The sequence below is a fragment of the Algoriphagus sp. UBA3586 genome, from assembly GCF_002376385.1.
Taxonomy (GTDB): Bacteria; Bacteroidota; Bacteroidia; order Cytophagales; family Cyclobacteriaceae; genus Algoriphagus; species Algoriphagus ornithinivorans.
Genome location: NZ_DFMT01000013.1, coordinates 195667 through 214706 on the forward strand (window position 1 = coordinate 195667; position 19040 = coordinate 214706).

11 protein-coding genes are annotated in these 19040 nt (G+C 40.1%); 3 read left to right on the top strand and 8 right to left on the bottom strand.

What is annotated here, in order from left to right; all coding sequences use genetic code 11:
* Positions 1-1641, bottom strand: a 1641-nt coding sequence (uvrB, locus tag B2906_RS04040) for an excinuclease ABC subunit UvrB (protein ID WP_286935661.1), incomplete at its 3' end; no start/stop codon positions are given.
* Positions 1642-1704: 63 nt separating this feature from the next.
* Complete coding sequence (locus B2906_RS04045; protein ID WP_286935663.1) at positions 1705-2850, bottom strand: DUF4105 domain-containing protein; 1146 nt, start codon at positions 2848-2850, stop codon at positions 1705-1707.
* 91 nt (positions 2851-2941) lie between these two features.
* Between B2906_RS04045 and B2906_RS04050 the strand changes: the two genes are divergently transcribed.
* From B2906_RS04050 to B2906_RS04060, 3 genes are all read left to right on the top strand, one after another.
* Positions 2942-5233, top strand: a complete 2292-nt coding sequence (locus B2906_RS04050) for a T9SS type A sorting domain-containing protein (protein WP_219957172.1) — start codon at positions 2942-2944, stop codon at positions 5231-5233.
* A gap of 72 nt (positions 5234-5305) precedes the next feature.
* Positions 5306-6619, top strand: coding sequence for a gluconate:H+ symporter (locus B2906_RS04055; protein WP_144604080.1), 1314 nt, complete (start codon positions 5306-5308; stop codon positions 6617-6619).
* 255 nt (positions 6620-6874) lie between these two features.
* A complete protein-coding gene (locus B2906_RS04060; protein WP_144604081.1) occupies positions 6875-7348 on the top strand; it encodes a RidA family protein in 474 nt (157 codons plus the stop codon).
* Here B2906_RS04060 and B2906_RS04065 read toward each other — a convergent pair.
* From B2906_RS04065 to B2906_RS04090, 6 genes are all read right to left on the bottom strand, one after another.
* Complete coding sequence (locus B2906_RS04065; RefSeq protein ID WP_144604082.1) at positions 7345-8739, bottom strand: transglycosylase SLT domain-containing protein; 1395 nt, start codon at positions 8737-8739, stop codon at positions 7345-7347. The genes B2906_RS04060 and B2906_RS04065 overlap by 4 nt on opposite strands.
* A 127-nt stretch (positions 8740-8866) precedes the next feature.
* Positions 8867-10204, bottom strand: coding sequence for a TolC family protein (locus B2906_RS04070; protein ID WP_144604083.1), 1338 nt, complete (start codon positions 10202-10204; stop codon positions 8867-8869).
* The gene (locus tag B2906_RS04075; protein WP_091655677.1) at positions 10204-13266 is read right to left on the bottom strand and encodes an efflux RND transporter permease subunit; all 3063 of its coding nucleotides are present in this window, start codon (positions 13264-13266) and stop codon (positions 10204-10206) included. The genes B2906_RS04070 and B2906_RS04075 overlap by 1 nt, the downstream gene beginning before the upstream one ends.
* Position 13267: 1 nt before the next feature.
* Complete coding sequence (locus B2906_RS04080; RefSeq protein ID WP_286935665.1) at positions 13268-14350, bottom strand: efflux RND transporter periplasmic adaptor subunit; 1083 nt, start codon at positions 14348-14350, stop codon at positions 13268-13270.
* 146 nt (positions 14351-14496) lie between these two features.
* The gene (locus B2906_RS04085; protein WP_144604085.1) at positions 14497-15279 is read right to left on the bottom strand and encodes an alpha/beta fold hydrolase; all 783 of its coding nucleotides are present in this window, start codon (positions 15277-15279) and stop codon (positions 14497-14499) included.
* Positions 15280-15501: 222 nt separating this feature from the next.
* On the bottom strand, positions 15502-18771 hold the full coding sequence (locus B2906_RS04090) for a TonB-dependent receptor (RefSeq protein ID WP_286935666.1): 3270 nt from the start codon (positions 18769-18771) through the stop codon (positions 15502-15504).
* Positions 18772-19040 lie beyond the last annotated feature (269 nt).

Here is a 19040-nt window from a genome sequence, read left to right on the forward strand (position 1 = left end):
TCTACCTTCAGAGTTTCTTGCTGTTCTTCCGATCGTCTGAACCAAGCTTCGCTCATTTCTCAAAAAGCCCTCTTTATCAGCATCCAAAATCGCGACCAACGACACTTCTGGAAGATCCAGCCCTTCTCTCAATAAGTTGACTCCAACCAAAACATCAAAAACTCCGAGTCTTAGCTCTCTGAGAATCTCGACTCTATCCAAGGTCTTCACTTCCGAGTGAATATATCTGGACTTGACTCCAGCCCTTTCCAGATACTTTTGAAGCTCTTCAGCCATTCTCTTGGTTAAAGTTGTAACCAAAACTCTGGCATCTGACTTAATGGTTTGATCAATTTCCTCCAACAAATCATCGATCTGATTTAAGCTTGGTCTCACTTCAATGGTAGGGTCCAGTAATCCTGTAGGACGAATAATCTGCTCTACCACAACCCCTTCTGTCAAGGCTAATTCATAATCCGCCGGAGTGGCAGATACATAGACAACTTGATTGGTCAAATCTTCGAATTCATCAAATTTGAGAGGGCGGTTATCCAATGCTGAAGGAAGACGAAATCCGAAATCCACCAAATTGACCTTTCTAGACCTGTCACCTCCCCACATCGCTCTCACTTGAGGCACCGTGACATGGCTCTCGTCGATTACCATTAAAAAGTCATCCGGAAAATAATCCAAAAGACAGAATGGTCTCATTCCTGGACTTCTTCTGTCGAAATACCGGGAATAATTCTCAACCCCAGAGCAATAACCCAACTCCCGAATCATCTCCAAATCAAACTCAGTTCTTTCCTGGAGTCTTTTTGCTTCCATAAATTTCCCTTCCTTTTCGAAGAAATTTACTTGGGCCACCATATCATCCTGAATTTCTTTGATGGCTGTTTGTATGGTGTCTCTTCCAGTTACAAAAAGATTTGCAGGAAAAATGGAGATAATTTTTTCATCATTAAGTTTCTTCCCACTTTGGGGATCTATTCTTTGAATCGCCTCAATTTCATCACCCCAAAAGAAAATCCTATAGCCCCAGTCGGCATAAGCCACAAAAATATCCACTGTATCTCCCTTTACTCTGAAGGTACCGTGTGTTAAATCCTGATGAGTTCGAGAGTATAATATATCGACCAGTTTAAACAGCAACTGATTCCTAGGAATTCTGTCTCCCTCTTGAATTCGAATCACATTCTTTGCGAATTCTTCAGGATTACCAATACCATAAATACAGGATACTGAAGCCACCACGATCACATCTCTTCTTCCGGTAAGCAAAGCAGAGGTCGCGCTCAATCTCAATTTTTCGATCTCTTCATTGATCGAAAGATCCTTTTCTATATAAGTTCCAGAGCTGGGAATAAAGGCCTCAGGCTGATAGTAGTCGTAATAGGAGATAAAATATTCAACCGCATTTTCAGGGAAAAACTGCTTAAACTCTCCATAAAGTTGAGCCGCTAGTGTCTTGTTGTGACTTAACACCAAGGTTGGCTTTTGAACCTGCTGGATTAAATTGGCAACAGTAAAAGTTTTACCTGAACCGGTTACACCCAAAAGCACTTGAGCTTTTTCCCCTTCGTTTACTCCACGGGCTAGTTGCTCAATCGCCTGAGGCTGATCTCCGGTAGGCTGATAATCTGAAGTAAGTCTAAATTCCATATACTTATGTCGAACTTACCCAACACCCAAACCCTAGTCAAAAGTTTTCTACTTCTGAATATTCTAGGCCTTTAGAGGTTTATATTTTGAAATATTATAATACAGATAATTGGTTCTGAGAATGATCACCAATAAAATCGGGATTAGGCTAGGATGAAAAGATTGCCATCCTAAAATCCAGAAGACCACTGCTGCATCTGCTAAAATCAAGGCTGCCAAAAGGTATTTCCTAACCCAGAGCTTCAAATTTTTGGAAAATAGCGCAATTGCCAGAAACAAATGACCCGGAAAAGCCCAAAGTATGTTCCAATTCCATTTAGTAGCCGAGTGATCTGTGGCAAACCAGAGTAAGAAAATAACTATACCTAGAATTCCTAGAATAGAAAATAGAGCTATATCAAAACCGATAAATAGCTTTTTTCTTTTAAAACCGATATAGGTAATTACTGAAAATAAAACAGCTACCAACCAAAACAACCAATAGGGATTGAAAGCTCCTATAACTCCCTGTTCGGGTTTAGGAAAATCCAAAATAACATTTGTCTCCTTGACTAAAGGCCTGGTCGGACCATCTCCCTGAATCTCTGCTCTCGCAAAAGCTTCTTCCATATAATCAGGTAAAAATTGCTCTTCCTGAGGAGAAGCAACCCGATCTATTACAGCTCCCAGAGCGAGATCAATTCCTAAATCAGCCCACGGCATTCTCAAAACATACTCGTCTATCAAGTCCCTGAAAGTTTTTTCTCTTTCTTGTACCTGCTCATCATTCCAGATCAATTGATCTCCCAAAACCAAATCCATCGCATCACGGATTCTTGTAGCACAATTATCAAAGAAGAAATCATATCTATAATAACGTCTTTCCGGTAAGTAATTGACTTGTAAAAACTCTACCATGTATTGCTCCTGCTCCGTATTGAGATCTAATACTTGTTCACGGATCGCTCTTTTTTCACCCGCATAAGTAGTAATAAAGTCAGCGTAGGTACTGACGCTTAACATATAGTCTAATTTTCCTCCCGCAAATTTTCCATAGAAATTTGGGGTATTGAAATTGAAGGTTCCGTAATTGAAAACATAATCCGTCCCATTGACATTATCAAAAACTCGGATTGCGCTATGACCATAAGCCATATATAACTCATCTCCTGGATCGCAAGTAAGAAGACTAATCCTATATAACTGAGCCTGAACACTTCCTAAGCTCATGAATAACAGGAAAATAATTAGACCTAGAACTTTATTTTTAGCTATCATTTAACTAACTTAAAAGGCTTTTTAAATACTTTTTAATTGTGCTATGGGAAACTGGGACAAAAAGTTGGCCCTTTTGGCGTTTTTGAACGGTCGAATATACAGGATATTGTCGGCAATAGCAGGACTTTGCCTGCTCCAATTAGTTGCCAGCGCACAGGAAATTAATGCATACAAAACCATTTCCAGCGGAAATTTTTCAAATATATTAATCTGGAATGTCTTTGACGGATCTACTTGGATTCCTGCTACCACTCTCCCAGATAGCTCCAATGATATTTATATTGATCAAAACCATACACTCACGCTCAATCTTAATGCAGCTGTAAAAAATGTATTCATCAATTCTGAAACCGGCGCAGGACAAAAACTACGGCTCAACAGCTTCAATCTGGATATTTACGGAAGCTTACAGGCATTTAGTGGAGCTGCTCCAGGCACTCCATCAGGGACTTGGAACAGTCAAAACTGGATTGGAAATTCTTTCAATAGCACCATTACCTTTAAGGGAGAGTCAAGGATTATCATTCCCTTAAATGCATGGAGCGGATTCAGTACGAATAGTAGGTATTCTGTAATTTTTGATCCCGGTCCAGGTGTGGAACTGATTATAGAGGAACCATTCAAGGCCCTCAGTTTTACAGTCAAATCTGGAACTCTCCGGCAAAAGTTGGATCGGAATGTTTTTCCCAATTTTTGTCCAACTCTTTCATTTAATACTGAAACTACTGTGTATGGAACTGGGCCATTTGGTGTTTTTACAATTGAGCCTGGGGCAACTTTCATCACTGACTGCAATGCGAATATCATTTTCAGATCTAACTCCAGTAGCGCGGGTCTTATTGATCTTCAAGATGATGGAATAATGGTTTTGGAAGGAACTAACCCTAGAATTGAAGCTGCAAATTTTCAACTGAATGGGAAAATCATTTTTCGGGGCGGAGATTCTCCTAAAAATTTTCTGAATTCAAGCTTTGCCGACGCAGGAATACCAAACAGAATTCATGATTTGGAGCTGCAAGGAGTTCATAATCTCAATTTGCCTACTGAGCTCTTCATTTCTGGAAATATGGTCAAAACCGGGACTGGAAATTTTTTATCTAATAATTCCCACATTTTTGCCGTAGGACCTAGCGAGCAATATATTGGTCCATTTCCCATAACGGTTTCTAGCCTAACTATCCAAAAAACAGGAGGACGAATTCGAGTAAGTGATGATCTGACAATTACCAGGACATTATTTATGAACTCTGGATCATTGGACTTAAGTGGGAATATCCTTTCAATTAACAGTTCTTCTCAAGGTGGGATAAATTATTCTGGAGGAAGCTGGAGAAATGCAGCCTTGTTTAGATATCTCAACATTCCAACTAGCCTTAATGAGGTCAATGGAACATTCCCTTTTGAAGACACAAAAAATGGAGGAGTTAGAAAAGTCCAACTCTTAGGAAATACAGCAGGAGGAAATCTGGAGATTCGATTCACAGAATACAAAGGAGCTGAATACAATTCCAATTTTGATGACTCTGATGGAACTCCAATTCTCTACAGGCTATTTTCTTTCTTCCAGTTTTCAGGCCTTAATCCAAGTTCGAATCCAATGGAATTGAGAATTTCCGCAGATCAGTTGATAGTGGATGATGTAGATGACCTGAGAATAGTAGGCACTGGATATGCCGCCCAAGGAAGCCATCTGGACGGTTTAGACCCTAGTCTGCTCTGGGCTAGAAGACTGATTCAGTTGGAAGATTTAGCCATTGGCAATTATACGGTTGGCAGTTTCCGAACATTAAGTATTCTACCTGTAGAATGGATCAATTTTGAAGCGATCAGAAGAGGGTCGGAAGTTTCCTTGAATTGGGAAGTTTTGGGTGAACAGGAATACACATTTGAGATTTATAGATCAGATGGGAATATTTCAAATTGGAGATTAATTGGATCTGCTTCAAAAAGCCTGGCAGGAGCCAGCCTATTCCAATTTTCAGACATCAATTTTTATAATCACGAATCCTACTATAGAATCAAATCTTCCAATCAGGAAGGGCAGGAATCCTGGAGCAATACCGTAAGAGTCATTCCACTACCTAAGACTCATTCTTCTGTTAAAATTTATCCTAACCCATATTTTTCGGGTCCTATTCATATTGAAATTCCTGAAAAAGAAAGAAATACTGCCCTTGAGGTTGAGTTACTTACATTTACCGGTGATAAAATTTATGAAGGAAGAATCGGCTTAACAGATCTGGAAAAGCTACTAACCCAAGTTAATCCAGGGAATTATATATTGAGAGTTTCACAAAACAATAATTCTTGGGTGATTCGTTGGATTCGAAAATGAGATACTGTTTGATCAAACGCACAACGGAATAGCACATTTTTTTTATCTTGAAATCTCAACCCAACCTAACCTATGACCATTTTCCTTGTGCTGCTCAGTATCGCTATTTTGGTACTGTTAATCGTCTGGGCCAAATTAAATCCCTTTTTGGCTTTCTTGATAGCTTCCATCACCGCCGGCTTTCTTTTAGGCCTTCCTGCAGATCAAATTGCCGGTTCCGTGCAGAAAGGCATGGGAAATCTTCTGGGAGATTTAGTCATAGTGATCGTCATGGGAGCTATGCTTGGCAAACTCGTCGCTGAAAGCGGTGCCGCTCAAAGAATTGCCAATACCTTGATGAATATATTTGGTGAAAAGTACATCACCTGGGCCATGGCATTGACAGGTTTAATCGTCGGGATTCCACTCTTTTACAATGTGGGTTTCGTACTCCTTGTTCCTTTGGCTTTTACCGTCGCTTATCAATACAAAATCTCAGCAGTGTACGTGGGGATTCCTTTACTCGCTGCGCTATCGGTCACCCATGGATTTCTTCCTCCACATCCCTCTCCCGCTGCATTGGTTGCTCAGTTTGAGGCCAATATGGGGCTAACCTTATTCTATGGGTTTTTAATCACCATCCCTACCGTTGCTATTGCTGGGCCTATTTTCGCAACGCAACTCAAAAAGGTTGAGGCTAAACCCTTGAAGACATTTCAGGCAGAAATCAAAGAGGAAAAAGATTTACCTGGAAATGCCAATAGTTTCATAACAGCTTTATTGCCCGTCTTTTTATTGGTAGGAACTACAGCCATCAGCCTGAACTGGGAGACTTCAGGTGAGCTAAATGAACTGATCGGCTTTATTTCTAATCCTGGGATAGTCATGATTATTTCCGTGTTGATTGGCACCTATACCTTAGGATTGAGAAGAAGATTTTCCATGAAGCAGCTGATGTCCTTATATACCGATGCTACCAAAGACATCGCAATGATACTCTTGATTGTCGCTGGAGCAGGAGCTTTGAAGCAGGTTTTCACAGATACCGGGGTGAGTCAGGTCATTGCAGATGGTCTTAAAACCTGGCAAATGCACCCATTGATATTGGCTTGGCTTATTACTGCTATTATTCGAGTCTGTGTGGGATCGGCTACTGTGGCAGGTCTAACTACAGCAGGCATCATAGCTCCTCTAGTTACAACTATGAACGTGGACCCCAATTTACTGGTGCTATCCATCGGAGCAGGAAGCTTGATGTTTTCTCATTTCAATGATGCGGGATTCTGGATGTATAAAGAGTTTTTCAATGTAAGTATCAAAGACACCATACGAACTTGGTCTTTAATGGAGACCTTGGTTGCTGTCATAGGATTAATAGGTGTCCTTATTTTGGATATATTTATATAGAAAAACAAGGAAGTATTTTATTTAATCTGATTATCCGCAATCATGCCAGTTGCCTTATTTTCCTTGCTTGACAGGTTGGAAGACCGATGACCGAAGACCGAAGCTTCCGGATTCTGATCCTTTCAGCAGACAATAAGCCGTATTTTTGTCAATACTGGTAAGAATGCGCATACCCATATTATTCAAAAAGTGAATTGGTTGTAGATTAAAAAAGAAAATAAACTCAGTGACTATCATCATTTAAAATTAAAAGCCATGGAAACTCCTGAAAGTAATTTCGCAAAACTAGGATTAACCTTACCTCCTGCCCCAAAGCCATTAGGGGTATACAAGCCTTGCCTGATTGACGGGAAACATCTCTATTTATCGGGACATGGGACGGTAAAGGCCGATGGTTCTCTGATAATCGGAAGAATAGGTCAAGACTTGGATATGGAAGCAGGGAAAAAAGCTGCTCAGCAAGTAGGGCTTGCCATGCTTGCCACCATCAAGGCAAATCTTGGTTCTTTAAATAGAGTCAAGAGAGTGATTAAGGTATTGGGAATGGTGAACTGTGTTTCCACATTTGAAAAGCACCCTTATATCATCAACGGATGCAGCGAATTATTTGCAAATGTTTGGGGTACCGATTACGGGGTAGGCGTCAGGTCAGCAGTAGGGATGGGAACCTTGCCGGATAATATCCCGGTAGAAATTGAAGCAATATTTGAACTGCATGAAGGCGCTTAAGGCTGAACCAAGGCTTTGTAGGATTCAAAGATATTCATAATGTCTTTGACGTAGTTGACAGCTAAATGCCCTTTGGCGAATCCACTTCTGACTATAGGGTCACGATAGTATTCCGGATCACTTTTCAATTCGAGAAAACCTGCAACTTCTTTCCAGCTTTGGGTATTTCCGCCATATTTCAAAGTAAGTCTCCAAGCATCTTCTACGTGACCGTGACCAATGTTGTATGATGCTAAAATAAATTTGATTCGTTCATTAGTCTCGGGCACTCTTTCCATCCAGAATTTATCCAAATACCGAAGATATTTCACTCCACCCATCAAGGACTGAAATGGATCATTAGGGTTTTCCACTCCAAATCTTTCCAGAGTTACCGGCATTAATTGCAAAAGCCCCTGTGCACCTGCATAGGAGGTTGCTGAGGTATCAAATCTGGATTCTTTGTAAACCAAGGAAGCTAATAATCGCCAATCCCAGCCTAACTCTTCGGCTCCTTTTTGGATCAAATCATCATAAACAGAAATTCTATTTCCTACTAAGGAAGAGAAAGGACTGGTAGATCTGAAATAACTGTTTTTACTGTTCAGAAAATATTTAGCATAAAGCATAGGAATAAACTTCTTCTGTTTATCCTCTAGCCATGTATTGACTTCTCCCAGTAACTTGGGCGAATTATCTCTCACTACCCAAGAAACTTCTTCGGATTCGGTCACCTTCCACGAAATATTCAATCCTTCGTAATAAGTGGCATTTGCTTGAGCAATATTTTGATCTGCAATGGTGTATCGAATCTCCCCCTTGACAACTTGATCAATCAATGTTTCTTCATGCAAAGGTGACTCTATCACAGTAAAACTCACTTGTAAGGAATCCTTGATTTTACAAAGTTGGGATTTATAAACTGCCCCCTGCCTCACAAATATTGTGTCTGACTCTAAGTCCTGCCAGGATTTGGTAGCAGGAGTAGTTTCGGAACTGACCAGAACGGTACTTATTTTTCCAAGAGCCTGAGTAAAAGTAGCTTTCCCCTCCCTCACTGGACTTTTTTCCAGATTCATAGCAATCAAATCAACCCGGCCATCATTGAGATATTCGAAGGCTTTATCGATATCAGAAACCAAAACCAAGTTTAACTGCACGCCCAATCTTTTGGCCAAGTCTCTTAAGAGTTCGTACTCATAGCCCATTCTACGCCCTCTGTAGATATAATATCCTGTCGAATTATTATCAACCGCCGCCCGGATGAAACCTCTATTTTTAATCCCTTCAAGGTCTAAAATGTAGGTTTCTTTTTTGAATGTCCTATTGAACTGCTGCTCGAGAAAGGTACACTGTACCCCAAACAATAAAATAACAACAGTTGCGAATAGTATGATTATTCCTTTCTTCATACACTGGGAAAAACTCCCTGGATGTTTCGAAAGCACTGATAGTCAAAGTGTATGCCAAAACAACAAACCCTTTCTATTAAAAATCCATAAAAGAAAAGGGCCTCTGTAAAAGGCCCTCTATTCAATTCTATTGAGGTAATCTCAATTCCTCGAAACTACTGTCGAAAAATATTCTCCCCGACAAGCGCATCAATTCAATCTCCTGTTCCTTGATATTGTAAATCGAAGTGATCAATCGGGTTTCTGCAGTAAGTAAATTTACCTGCGCATCTCTAAATTCGAGATAAGAAGCGATCCCTAGTCTAAATCGCTCCAAGGCAATCTCACTACTTTCTTTGGCGACAGCATAATTTCGCTGTTCAATTTCAAGTAATTCCCGATTATTCAAATACGTGTTGTAGGCTCTATATAAATCTGATTTCAATTGAATCTCAAACTGATCTACCGCATACCCTTGAATCTTTTGCTGGACTCGAGCATTTTGGATTCTTCTATTCAGGGTAAAACCTGAAAACAAATTGAAAGAAATGTTTCCTCCGTAATTAATCCCCTCTCTTTGATTTTGGATCAAAAACCCTGCATCGGAATTAGAAGTATTATTTACATAATTCATATTTAGGTTCAAGGCGGGTAACCTGGAAACCTGAAGCTCTTTCATTTGCAAAAAAGCTACGTTTTCCTGCCTTTGAGTAACCAGCCATTGCTTGTTTTCCATAAAGGCACTTTCCTCCAAGTCTCCAATTCTCAGCATTTCACCAATCCTAATGGTATCACTCACAGAAAATTCTCTGGAAGGATCCAAAGCCATCAGCTCATTCAAATTAATTCTTGCAGCCTGAATGATTTGAGCCTGAGTTTTCAATAAGCTTAAATCAGAATTATAGTCAACTTCTGCTGTCAAGTAATCTCTTTTTCCTGCTCCCCCTAATTCATATTGTGCCTGAGCAATGTCCAATCTTGCTTGGCTGAGTTCCAAAGTTTTCTTTAAAACTTCATAGCGCTGAAGTTCTAACACCAGTCGATAATAAGCGGTGGAAATACCTGCTACTGTATTTTCAACAGCAATTTTTGCTTCAAGCTGAGAAACTTCTGTCAATAGCCCAAGTCTTTTAAGAACCACAAAAGCTTCAGGTCTAAAACCATAAATTGCTGCCATGGTGAAGTTTTCAGATCTGGATTTGGCATCATCTATCTGTCTAGGTTCAGGGTCATTGACAAATTTTTGCGTTACATCTTCTGTGGAATAGTTTCTAGTGTAAATAGCGTCCACGATGGGAAGAAAGGAACCCAAACCAATCCGTTCTTCACCCTGACGGAGATTGATGTTTTCAACTGCTATCTTTACATCCAAATTATTCTCCAAACCAAGCTGAATAGCTTTTTCCAGATCCAAAGACTCGGAGTTTTGAGCAAAAGAACTTTTTACGAATAAGCTCACGAGGAGCAAAAAGTATATTTTCTTCATCAAATTCTGGCTAATCTTCCTTCTTTAGAAGTCAAGTATGTATAAATCGCAGGGATAATGAACAAGGTAAGTATGGTTGCAAAAGCAAGCCCTCCAATAACGGCAGCTCCCATAGGAACTCTACTTTCAGCACCTGCTCCCAATGCCAGTGCAATTGGAAGAATCCCCAAAATCGTGGAAAGAGAAGTCATCAAAATAGGTCTAAATCGGGCCACGGCTGCTCCATAAATTGCTTCCTTCACATCCATCCCACTAGCTTTTCGCTGATTGGCAAATTCTACAATCAAAATTCCGTTTTTGGTAACCAAGCCAATGAGCATGATGATCCCAATCTGACTAAAAATGTTGAGTGTAAAATCAAAAGCCCATAGGGTAAGTAATGCTCCAAAGATTGCCAAAGGCACGGTAAACATGATAGTCAGCGGATCTAAGAAGCTCTCAAATTGGGCTGAAAGGACCAAATAGATCAAAACCAAGGCAAAAAGAAAAGCAAAGATCAAGCTATTGGAGCTTTCTCTAAACTCCTTGGAAGGTCCTGATACGTCAGTGGCAAAGGAGTCATCCAATACCTCAGCAGCGATTCTATCCATTTCATCTAGACCATCACCTATGGTAAAACCCTCGGCAAGGTTAGCTGATACTGTTGCAGAAACAAATCTATTGAATCTATATAGTTGCGGTGGAGTACTTTTTTCGACAACTGTTACCAGATTATCCAATTGCACCAGTTGACCATTCTCTGCTCTTACATAAAGCATCCTAAGATTAATTGGCTCATTCCTATCCTCAATTTGCATTTCTCCGACCACTTGATACTGTTTACCATTCATGATGAAGTAGGCAAATCGCTGACCTGAATAGGAAAGTTGTAGGGTTCGTGCTATTTCCTGTACAGACACCCCGATATTTCTTGCCTTTTCCCGATCAATTTCTATTTCAAGCTCAGGTTTTGTGAATTTCAAGTTGATATCTGCGAAAATGAACTTATCACTTTTATTCACCTCCTCCATAAATGTTGGAATCTTTTCTTTCAGCTTTTCCAAAGTTGGTGCTTGGAGCACATACTGAACTGGCAAGCCTCCACGACGATCACCTATTGATTGAGGCTGTGCGGCAAATGCTCTTACAGAAGTATAGGTTCTGAGCTTTGCATTCACCTCATTGAAAATATCGTTCTGACTTCGGGATCTATTCTCAGCGTCAGTTAAAATAAATCGAACGAATCCAGAGTTGGTACTAGCTGTACCAAAGCCCGGGGATGTAACTGAGATCAATCCAGAAACCTCTTCCTCGGGGAAAGACTCCAAGAAATCTCCTACCATTTGATCAATCACACGGTCCATGTAATCGAAGGTAGCACCCTCTGGACCTGCCATGTTGATTCTTAACTCCCCTCTATCCTCGGTAGGAGCCAATTCAGAAGGAATTTCATTGAATAACCAATAGATCCCTCCACCCATGAATATGATAAGCAGGAAAGCAACCCATCTGAAGTTCATAAACCAGCTTAATGCTCGGTCATATTGATTGTTTAGCCAAACAAATCCAGGCTCGGTAAAATTGTAAAACCAATTATGCTTCTCTCTTCTTTTCAACAATTTAGAGCTGAGCATTGGCGTCATGGTCAATGCGACAAAAGAGGAAATAATCACAGAGCCTGCCACTACGATTCCAAATTCTCGGAAAAGTCGGCCAGTAGTTCCCGTTAGGAATATTACCGGTAGGAAAACTGCCGCCAATGCCACTGTAGTTGCAATTACTGCGAAAAAGATTTCCTCAGCACCTTTTTGAGCGGCTTGTAGTGGTTTCTCCCCTTTTTCTATCCGTGCATAGATATTCTCCAATACCACAATCGCGTCATCGACCACCAGTCCAATGGATAGAACGATACCTAAAAGTGTCAATACGTTGATAGAAAAATCCATCAAGTACATGACAAAAAATACTCCTATCAGGGAAATCGGTATGGTTAAAACAGGAATAAATGTAGTTCTCCAGTCCCTCAAAAAGAGGAAAATGATAGCTACAACCAGAATAAAGGCTGTAATAATTGTTTCCTGAACCTCAGCAATTGAGTTTCTAATATAGGTTGTAGAGTCAAATCCGATTTCCAAACCTACATCAGCCGGTAAATCCTTTTTGATAAACTCTAAGCGTCTGTAAAATTCATCAACAATCTCAATATTGTTTGAACCCGGTAGAGGAACCAAAACTACCCCTACCATTGGGACACCGTCTCTTTTTAGGACAGTTCTCTCATTCAAAGCGGCTAATTCCGCTTTTCCTACATCTTGAAAGCGAACAATATTATTCTCGCTTTCCTTGATGATAAGTTGGTTAAATTCCTGCGGGGAAGACAAACGGCTCTTCGTTCTTACCGAAAGTTCAATAGTCTCGCCTTCAATTCTTCCTGAAGGTAGTTCTACGTTTTCAGATTGAACTTTTGAAAGGACATCCAAAGGGGTGACTCCATAGGAAGCCATTTTCAATGGATCCATTCTCAAACGAATCGCATATTCCTTTTCTCCCCAAATCTGTACTCTACTGACTCCCGGGATGGTTTGAAGTCTTTCTTTGAAAATATTTTGAGCGATATCTGAAAGGTCAAGAAGACTTCTTTCATCACTTTTTACGTTGAGGAAAACGATAGGCTGAGAGTCAGCATCCGCCTTGGATACAACCGGTGGTTCGGCATCAGGAGGTAAGTTTCTTTGTGCTCCGGACACCTTATCTCTCACGTCATTTGCTGCCGCTTCCAAATCTGCTCCGACGTCAAATTCCACGGTAATACTACTCGCCCCATCATTGGACGTAGAGGTCAGAGATTTGATCCCCTGAATCCCGTTGATAGCCTCTTCTAAGGGCTCGGTGATTTGAGCCTCGATTACATCAGCATTTGCTCCAACATAATTGGTTCTGACATTAATGATTGGAGGGTCTACGCTGGGGAACTCACGAATACCCAAAAGGGATATCCCAATGGCCCCGAACAATAAAATGATCAGGGACATTACGATGGCCAAAACTGGCCTATTGATACTTAAATTCGATAAACTCGCCATCTTAATTGATTTGAGTGTATTTCAATGGCATGCCTGGGCGTGCCTGTAAGACTCCTGTAGCCAAAACCAAGTCCCCTTCTTCCAGTCCGCTCAGGATTTGAACTTGAGTCTCTGTTCTGGTTCCAATTTCTACTGTTTTCTCCTGAGCTTTATTATCAGGGCCTACCACATATACTTTATATCCCTGCAATTCAGGAATAATAGATTCTGCCGGTACCATCAATGCATTTTCGGTTACTTCTAATACAAATCGAATTCTCACGTACATTCCAGGAAGGAACTTACCTTCTTTATTAGAACTCAATGCTCTTAACTTCAGGGTTCGGGTAGCTGCATCGATTTGTGGTTCATAGGCATACACCTCTCCTTGTACTTCTTCTTTAGAAGATTCATTGGAAAAATAAATTGGAGCTCCCATTTTCACTTGGTTGGAATATCTCTCAGGAATAGAGAACTCAATTTTGATTGGGTCAATATTCACAATACTCGCAATCATGTCAGATGGGCTGATTACACTTCCTTCAGAAATCATTCTCAATCCTATTCTTCCGCTGAATGGAGCCCGAATAATTCGTTTAGCCAGTTGAGCTTCTACCAATTTCAAATCAGAAAGTGTGGTATTATATTGATTTAGAGCAATGTCGTATTCTTCCTGACTGATCGCTTCTCTTGCCAATAATTGCTTTTGTCGGTTTTCCTGAGTTTCAAAAAGCTTCTGAGTATACTGTAGCCTTTGATATTGTGCCTGTAGTTCATCATCATCCAGATAGACCAAAGGGGTTCCCTTGGTCACATATTGACCTTCTTTGAATGAAATTTTACTGACTAGGCCGGAAACTTCAGGTCTAATATCTACAGATTCATTTGGCAAAATGGTCCCTGTGACCTGCAATTGATTTCTGAGACTTTCTTTTTTCAATTTGACTACATTGACAGGAAGCTCCTGAGCAGGGCCTGATCCTGAACCAGTGGAAGTCACAGCATTCTCATTGGTGTTTCTAGTGTCCAACCTTGGATATAGAAAAGCGACAACCACCAGTATTATGATGGCTAAAATAAGAATGACCTTGGTCTGCTTTTTCATCTGTTTATGATTTGTTTTTTAGAGGTCATCCCGATAACTATCGGGAGGAATGCCCAGGATAATCATCCTCCTCCCGAAACAAGATCGGGACAAGTTGTTTGAGATTTTTCCTCAAGGGCATTTCATGAATTCTAATTCTGAATAGGTTAGGATTTGTTTTTGATAAACTCTAAGGAAAGACGGTTAAATTCATCCGGACGCTCTACATTGACCACATGTCCACATTCTTTCAAAGTTTCCAAAATTGAATTTTTATGTTGTCTGACTATTTTTTTTACTGGTTCGAGGAACATCAAATCTTGATCTCCCATCACATAAAGAGTTGGGATCCCCAGATCTACTTCTTTGAAATATTTCAACAGGGGGTTGATATCTTTAGTCAATTTAAACCACCTGATAAATTCCTTCTGACAAAGCTTTTGAGCTTCCTGAATAAAGAGGTTTCTAGATTCAGAATGCTGCTTCCTTGGGAGTATGATATATGCGAAAAGACGATATAGCCACATGTAAGGAATTACTTTTTTGAAGGTATTTCCCAAAAACACCAAAAGCCTTGACTTGACATTTAGTCTGGTGACTGCACCTGCCATGACTAAAGACTTTACCCTTTCAGGCTCCAACTCTGCAAGTTGTCTTGCCAGAATTGTGCCCAGAGAAACTCCCATAAAGTGAGCTGGGGGTAATTTGACATGATCCAGCACCTCTATGATATCTTTGGTAACCGCTTCGAAAGTATATTCCTGATTATAAATCGCCTTCGGCAAATCCGTCGATTTACCATGACCTCTCAAATCAATCAAAAGCAAATTAAAATGCTTTTGAAAGTCTTTTAGCTGCTTAAACCATACCGCAGAAGAGCCTCCGGCTCCATGGATAAATACCACCCACTCTTTACTTGCAGCGTGATGAAACATTTTATAATACAACATGCTAGCTTAACTCTAGGGTCAGGGTATTGGTTCTGAACTTGTAAACTTACATAGTCTTTTTTTGGATTTGACTATAAAAAACACTGAAGGCAAATGCCTTCAATCAATGGAAAAAATAGGGGATACATTTTGTCAAATTCATATCCCAAAAGAAGTTTTATTTGAGATTATACAAAAAAAGCACCCCTTTTCAGAGGTGCTTTTAATATGGTTTAAATTAGATTAGTTGAAGATGTATCTTACACCAACCTGCATTCTCCAAGTATCTCCTAGTGAAGTAGAAGTTCTGAAGGTTTCAGTTGGGAATTCGCTAGTACCAGGTACTGTATTCAATCTATACTGAGGCTGACCTTGTGCGTTCACACCTCGGTAATTTAATAAGTTGTTCTGGAAAGCAAATCTCTGAATACCCCACTCAGAATTGAATAGGTTACCTACGTTCAAAATATCGATAGAAAGCTGAAGCTTGTTTTTAGAGTCTTTAGAAAGAACCAAATCTTCAGTAATTCTTAAATCAAATCTGTTAACCCAAGGTCTCAATGCTCCATTTCTTTCAGCAATTTTACCTCTGTTAGCACTTAGATATTCATCCTGATCGATGTAGGCATCCAGAAGAGCAGCCTGCTCAGCTGGTGTAACAACTCTACCATTCAAGGTGAATTGCTGGAATACTAATTCATTTGCGTTGTTTGGAATGTACATCAATCTGTTTGAAGCATCCCCAAAATTACCAGAGTAAGTATAAGAGAATCTACCTGCATCAGCACCTTCATAGAAGATGGAGATGGTAGTATTATCAGTCTGGTATGAAATAGATCCAATCAATCTATTAGGAATATCAAATTCAGCAAAACTCAAATCAGGATTGTTTCTGTCAACCTGTACAGTAGCTGGCCACAATGAAATAGCCTGAGAACCACCCGCAGCATCCAAATCTCTAGATCTTGATCTAGTGTATGCAATCATGGTATTGAAACCATTATCGAATTGCTTCTGCAACTGCGCAGTGAAAGAGTAGTAATCTGCCTTTCTTCTCGCGTTAGTCAAGTAGAATACGTTTCTGAAATCAGGATCATTAGAATAGTTGGTTCCGTTCCAGAAAGGTCTTGTGTCAGGTCCTGATAAAGTACCGTCAGGAGTTCTCAATACAGGATTGTACGCGATTGGTGTGGATACATCTCTAGAGTAGATGAATTCCATTGTTCCGATGATTCCAAATGGAAGCACTTGGTCAACAGCAAGGTTTGTTCTCCAAACTTGTGGAAGTTTGAAATCTCTATCAGTCAAGTTCAATTCGTTAGAAAGAGACTGTCCTGGGTTTTCAGGGTTTCCAAATGTTACGTCAGGGTTGAATACGTAGTTGGGACCAAAGGCATCCTCAACATCATCACCTTCATATCCAAGACCACCTCTCACCACACCTGATCCGTTAACTTGGTTAGACAACCATACGAAAGGAATTCTACCGGAGAAGATACCTGTACCACCTCTTACCTGGGTAGTTCTGTTTCCTTTAGCATCCCAGTTGAAACCTACTCTTGGAGACCACAATGGATTCACTTTAGGGAAAGTACTTACATCTGGAGTGATTGTTCCGTCAGGGGTTTCAAAAGTCTTGTTAAGATTATCCAACAATTGGTTTCTTGGAATATCGATAGGATAGAATGGGAAGTCTACTCGAAGACCACCGGTCACTTTCAATTTAGAAGTAACTTGATATTCGTCCTGTACATAGACACCAAACTGACCAAATCTAGTCTGATCGGTAGGAGGAGTTGTAGATCCGTCTAGGGCAAAGCTTTTTGCGAAAGCATCAGGATATGTACCTGGAGTTCTGTTGATGACAGTTTCAACAAATGAATCGTAGCTATTGAATCGGTAGAAACCGTTGAATACAGGGTTAAATGCATTGTCAAACGTCATATATTCAAAGTTAGCTCCGAAAGTATAGGTATGCTTTCCTTTGTATAGAGAGAAGTTATTAGTAACGTTGAAGATGTTGTTTTCCAACAGGTTTCCAACGGTAAACAATTCATTACCTACAGAAGTGTAATAAAGTAAGTTACCTGATGCATCTGGCTCCAAAATCTCGATGAAAGGGAAAGCCTGTCCACCTGGAATACCACGCTTAGGATCCGTAATAGAAGTAAAGCCAATATTGAATTGGTTTGACATGTTGGATCCAATTCTTGAGTTCAATTCTGCTACCCAAGATTGTACATTTCTGTCATTCGTATAATTAGTATTACGGAAGTTCATCGCTTCGATACCCGTTCTAGAAGTATTTCTGAATCGAGTAGAAATGAATCGGATAGAGTTCCCGTTAGTACGCACATCTGTAAATGCGGTGTAATTGTTATATCTCACAGACAATTTGTGATTGTCATTGATGTTGAAATCCAATCTAGCATTAAAACGCTCCTGCTCAGAAGCAAATGGATAGTTTTCGTAAGGTCCAGTTTCATAACCATAAAGCGTACGCAACTGGTTACTGATGAAGTCAAGATCAGATGCTGGTACTCTGGAAACAATCAAACCATCAGGCTCTAATCCTGGTCTAGCCGCTACCTTGGTATAGCTAGGTACTGCCTCAGATTCAGTTTCATAGGAAACAAAGAAGAACAATTTGTTTTTAATGATTGGACCGCCCAAACGGAAACCTACAATTTCATTCTTGGAATCGTCGATTGGAAGTCTGGTATCCCCCACTTTATCACCGATCATCTGGTCATTTCTCAAGAAATAGTAAGCAGAACCAGTGAATTCATTTGTACCTGACTTAGTGATAGCATTTACAGAAGCACCTGTAAAACCAGCCAAACGCACATCGTAAGGAGCCAAGTTAACCTGAACTTCTTCGATCGCATCCAATGATATTGGGTTTGAACCTGCAAACTGACCTGATCCTAGACCAAAGTTATTGTTGTAGATGTTACCATCAACCGTGTAGTTATTGAATCGGCTGGAAGTACCGGCAAATGAAGTACCGTTAGACTGAGGAGTCAATCTTGTGAAATCGTTGATATTACGATTTACAGTTGGTAAAGCATTGATTCGCTCATTTGTAAGGTTTAATGCAGCACCAGTCTTGTCTGCATTCATGATCGCGTCTTTGCTTGCAATTACTTCAATTGCTTCTAATTCAAGACCATCTGACAAAACTGCATTTAGTGTGTAGGTTTGACCTAGACCTAAAACAATACCTTTAAATGCTCTTTCTTCAAATCCTACAAAAGTAATTCTAACAGTGTAAGGTCCGCCTACACGCATGTTAGGAAGAACAAAACGACCTTCTAAATTACTCACCGCCCCATAACGGGTTCCAGATGGCTCATGGGTTGCTACAACATTGGCTCCAGGAAGGGCGTCTCCAGAAGAGTCGGTTACCAAACCCTGAATGTTACCAGTAGTCACACCCTGCGACATAGCCCAATTAGTGCTCAGCACTACCAGGAACATTGCCAACAAGTTTCTGAGTAAATTTTGCCTCATAATTTTTTGTTTGTTTGTAAAGTTGGTTTTGAATTAAATCCGATGCAAAGGTAATTTCCATCGAAAGGTTTTTAGGGTACTCTACGTTAAATTTCCGGGCGCTAATTTCACAATTTTTAACAATAACTTAACACTTCCCCCTAATTTAATTTTCTTTTTTGATCATTATCATCTCTTTTCAAGTAGATTTATTCTGCCAACTGTAGAGTTTTATCATAAATATTCTTAGCATGAATATTTAATTAAAAATTTGAAAAATTCGATATTTC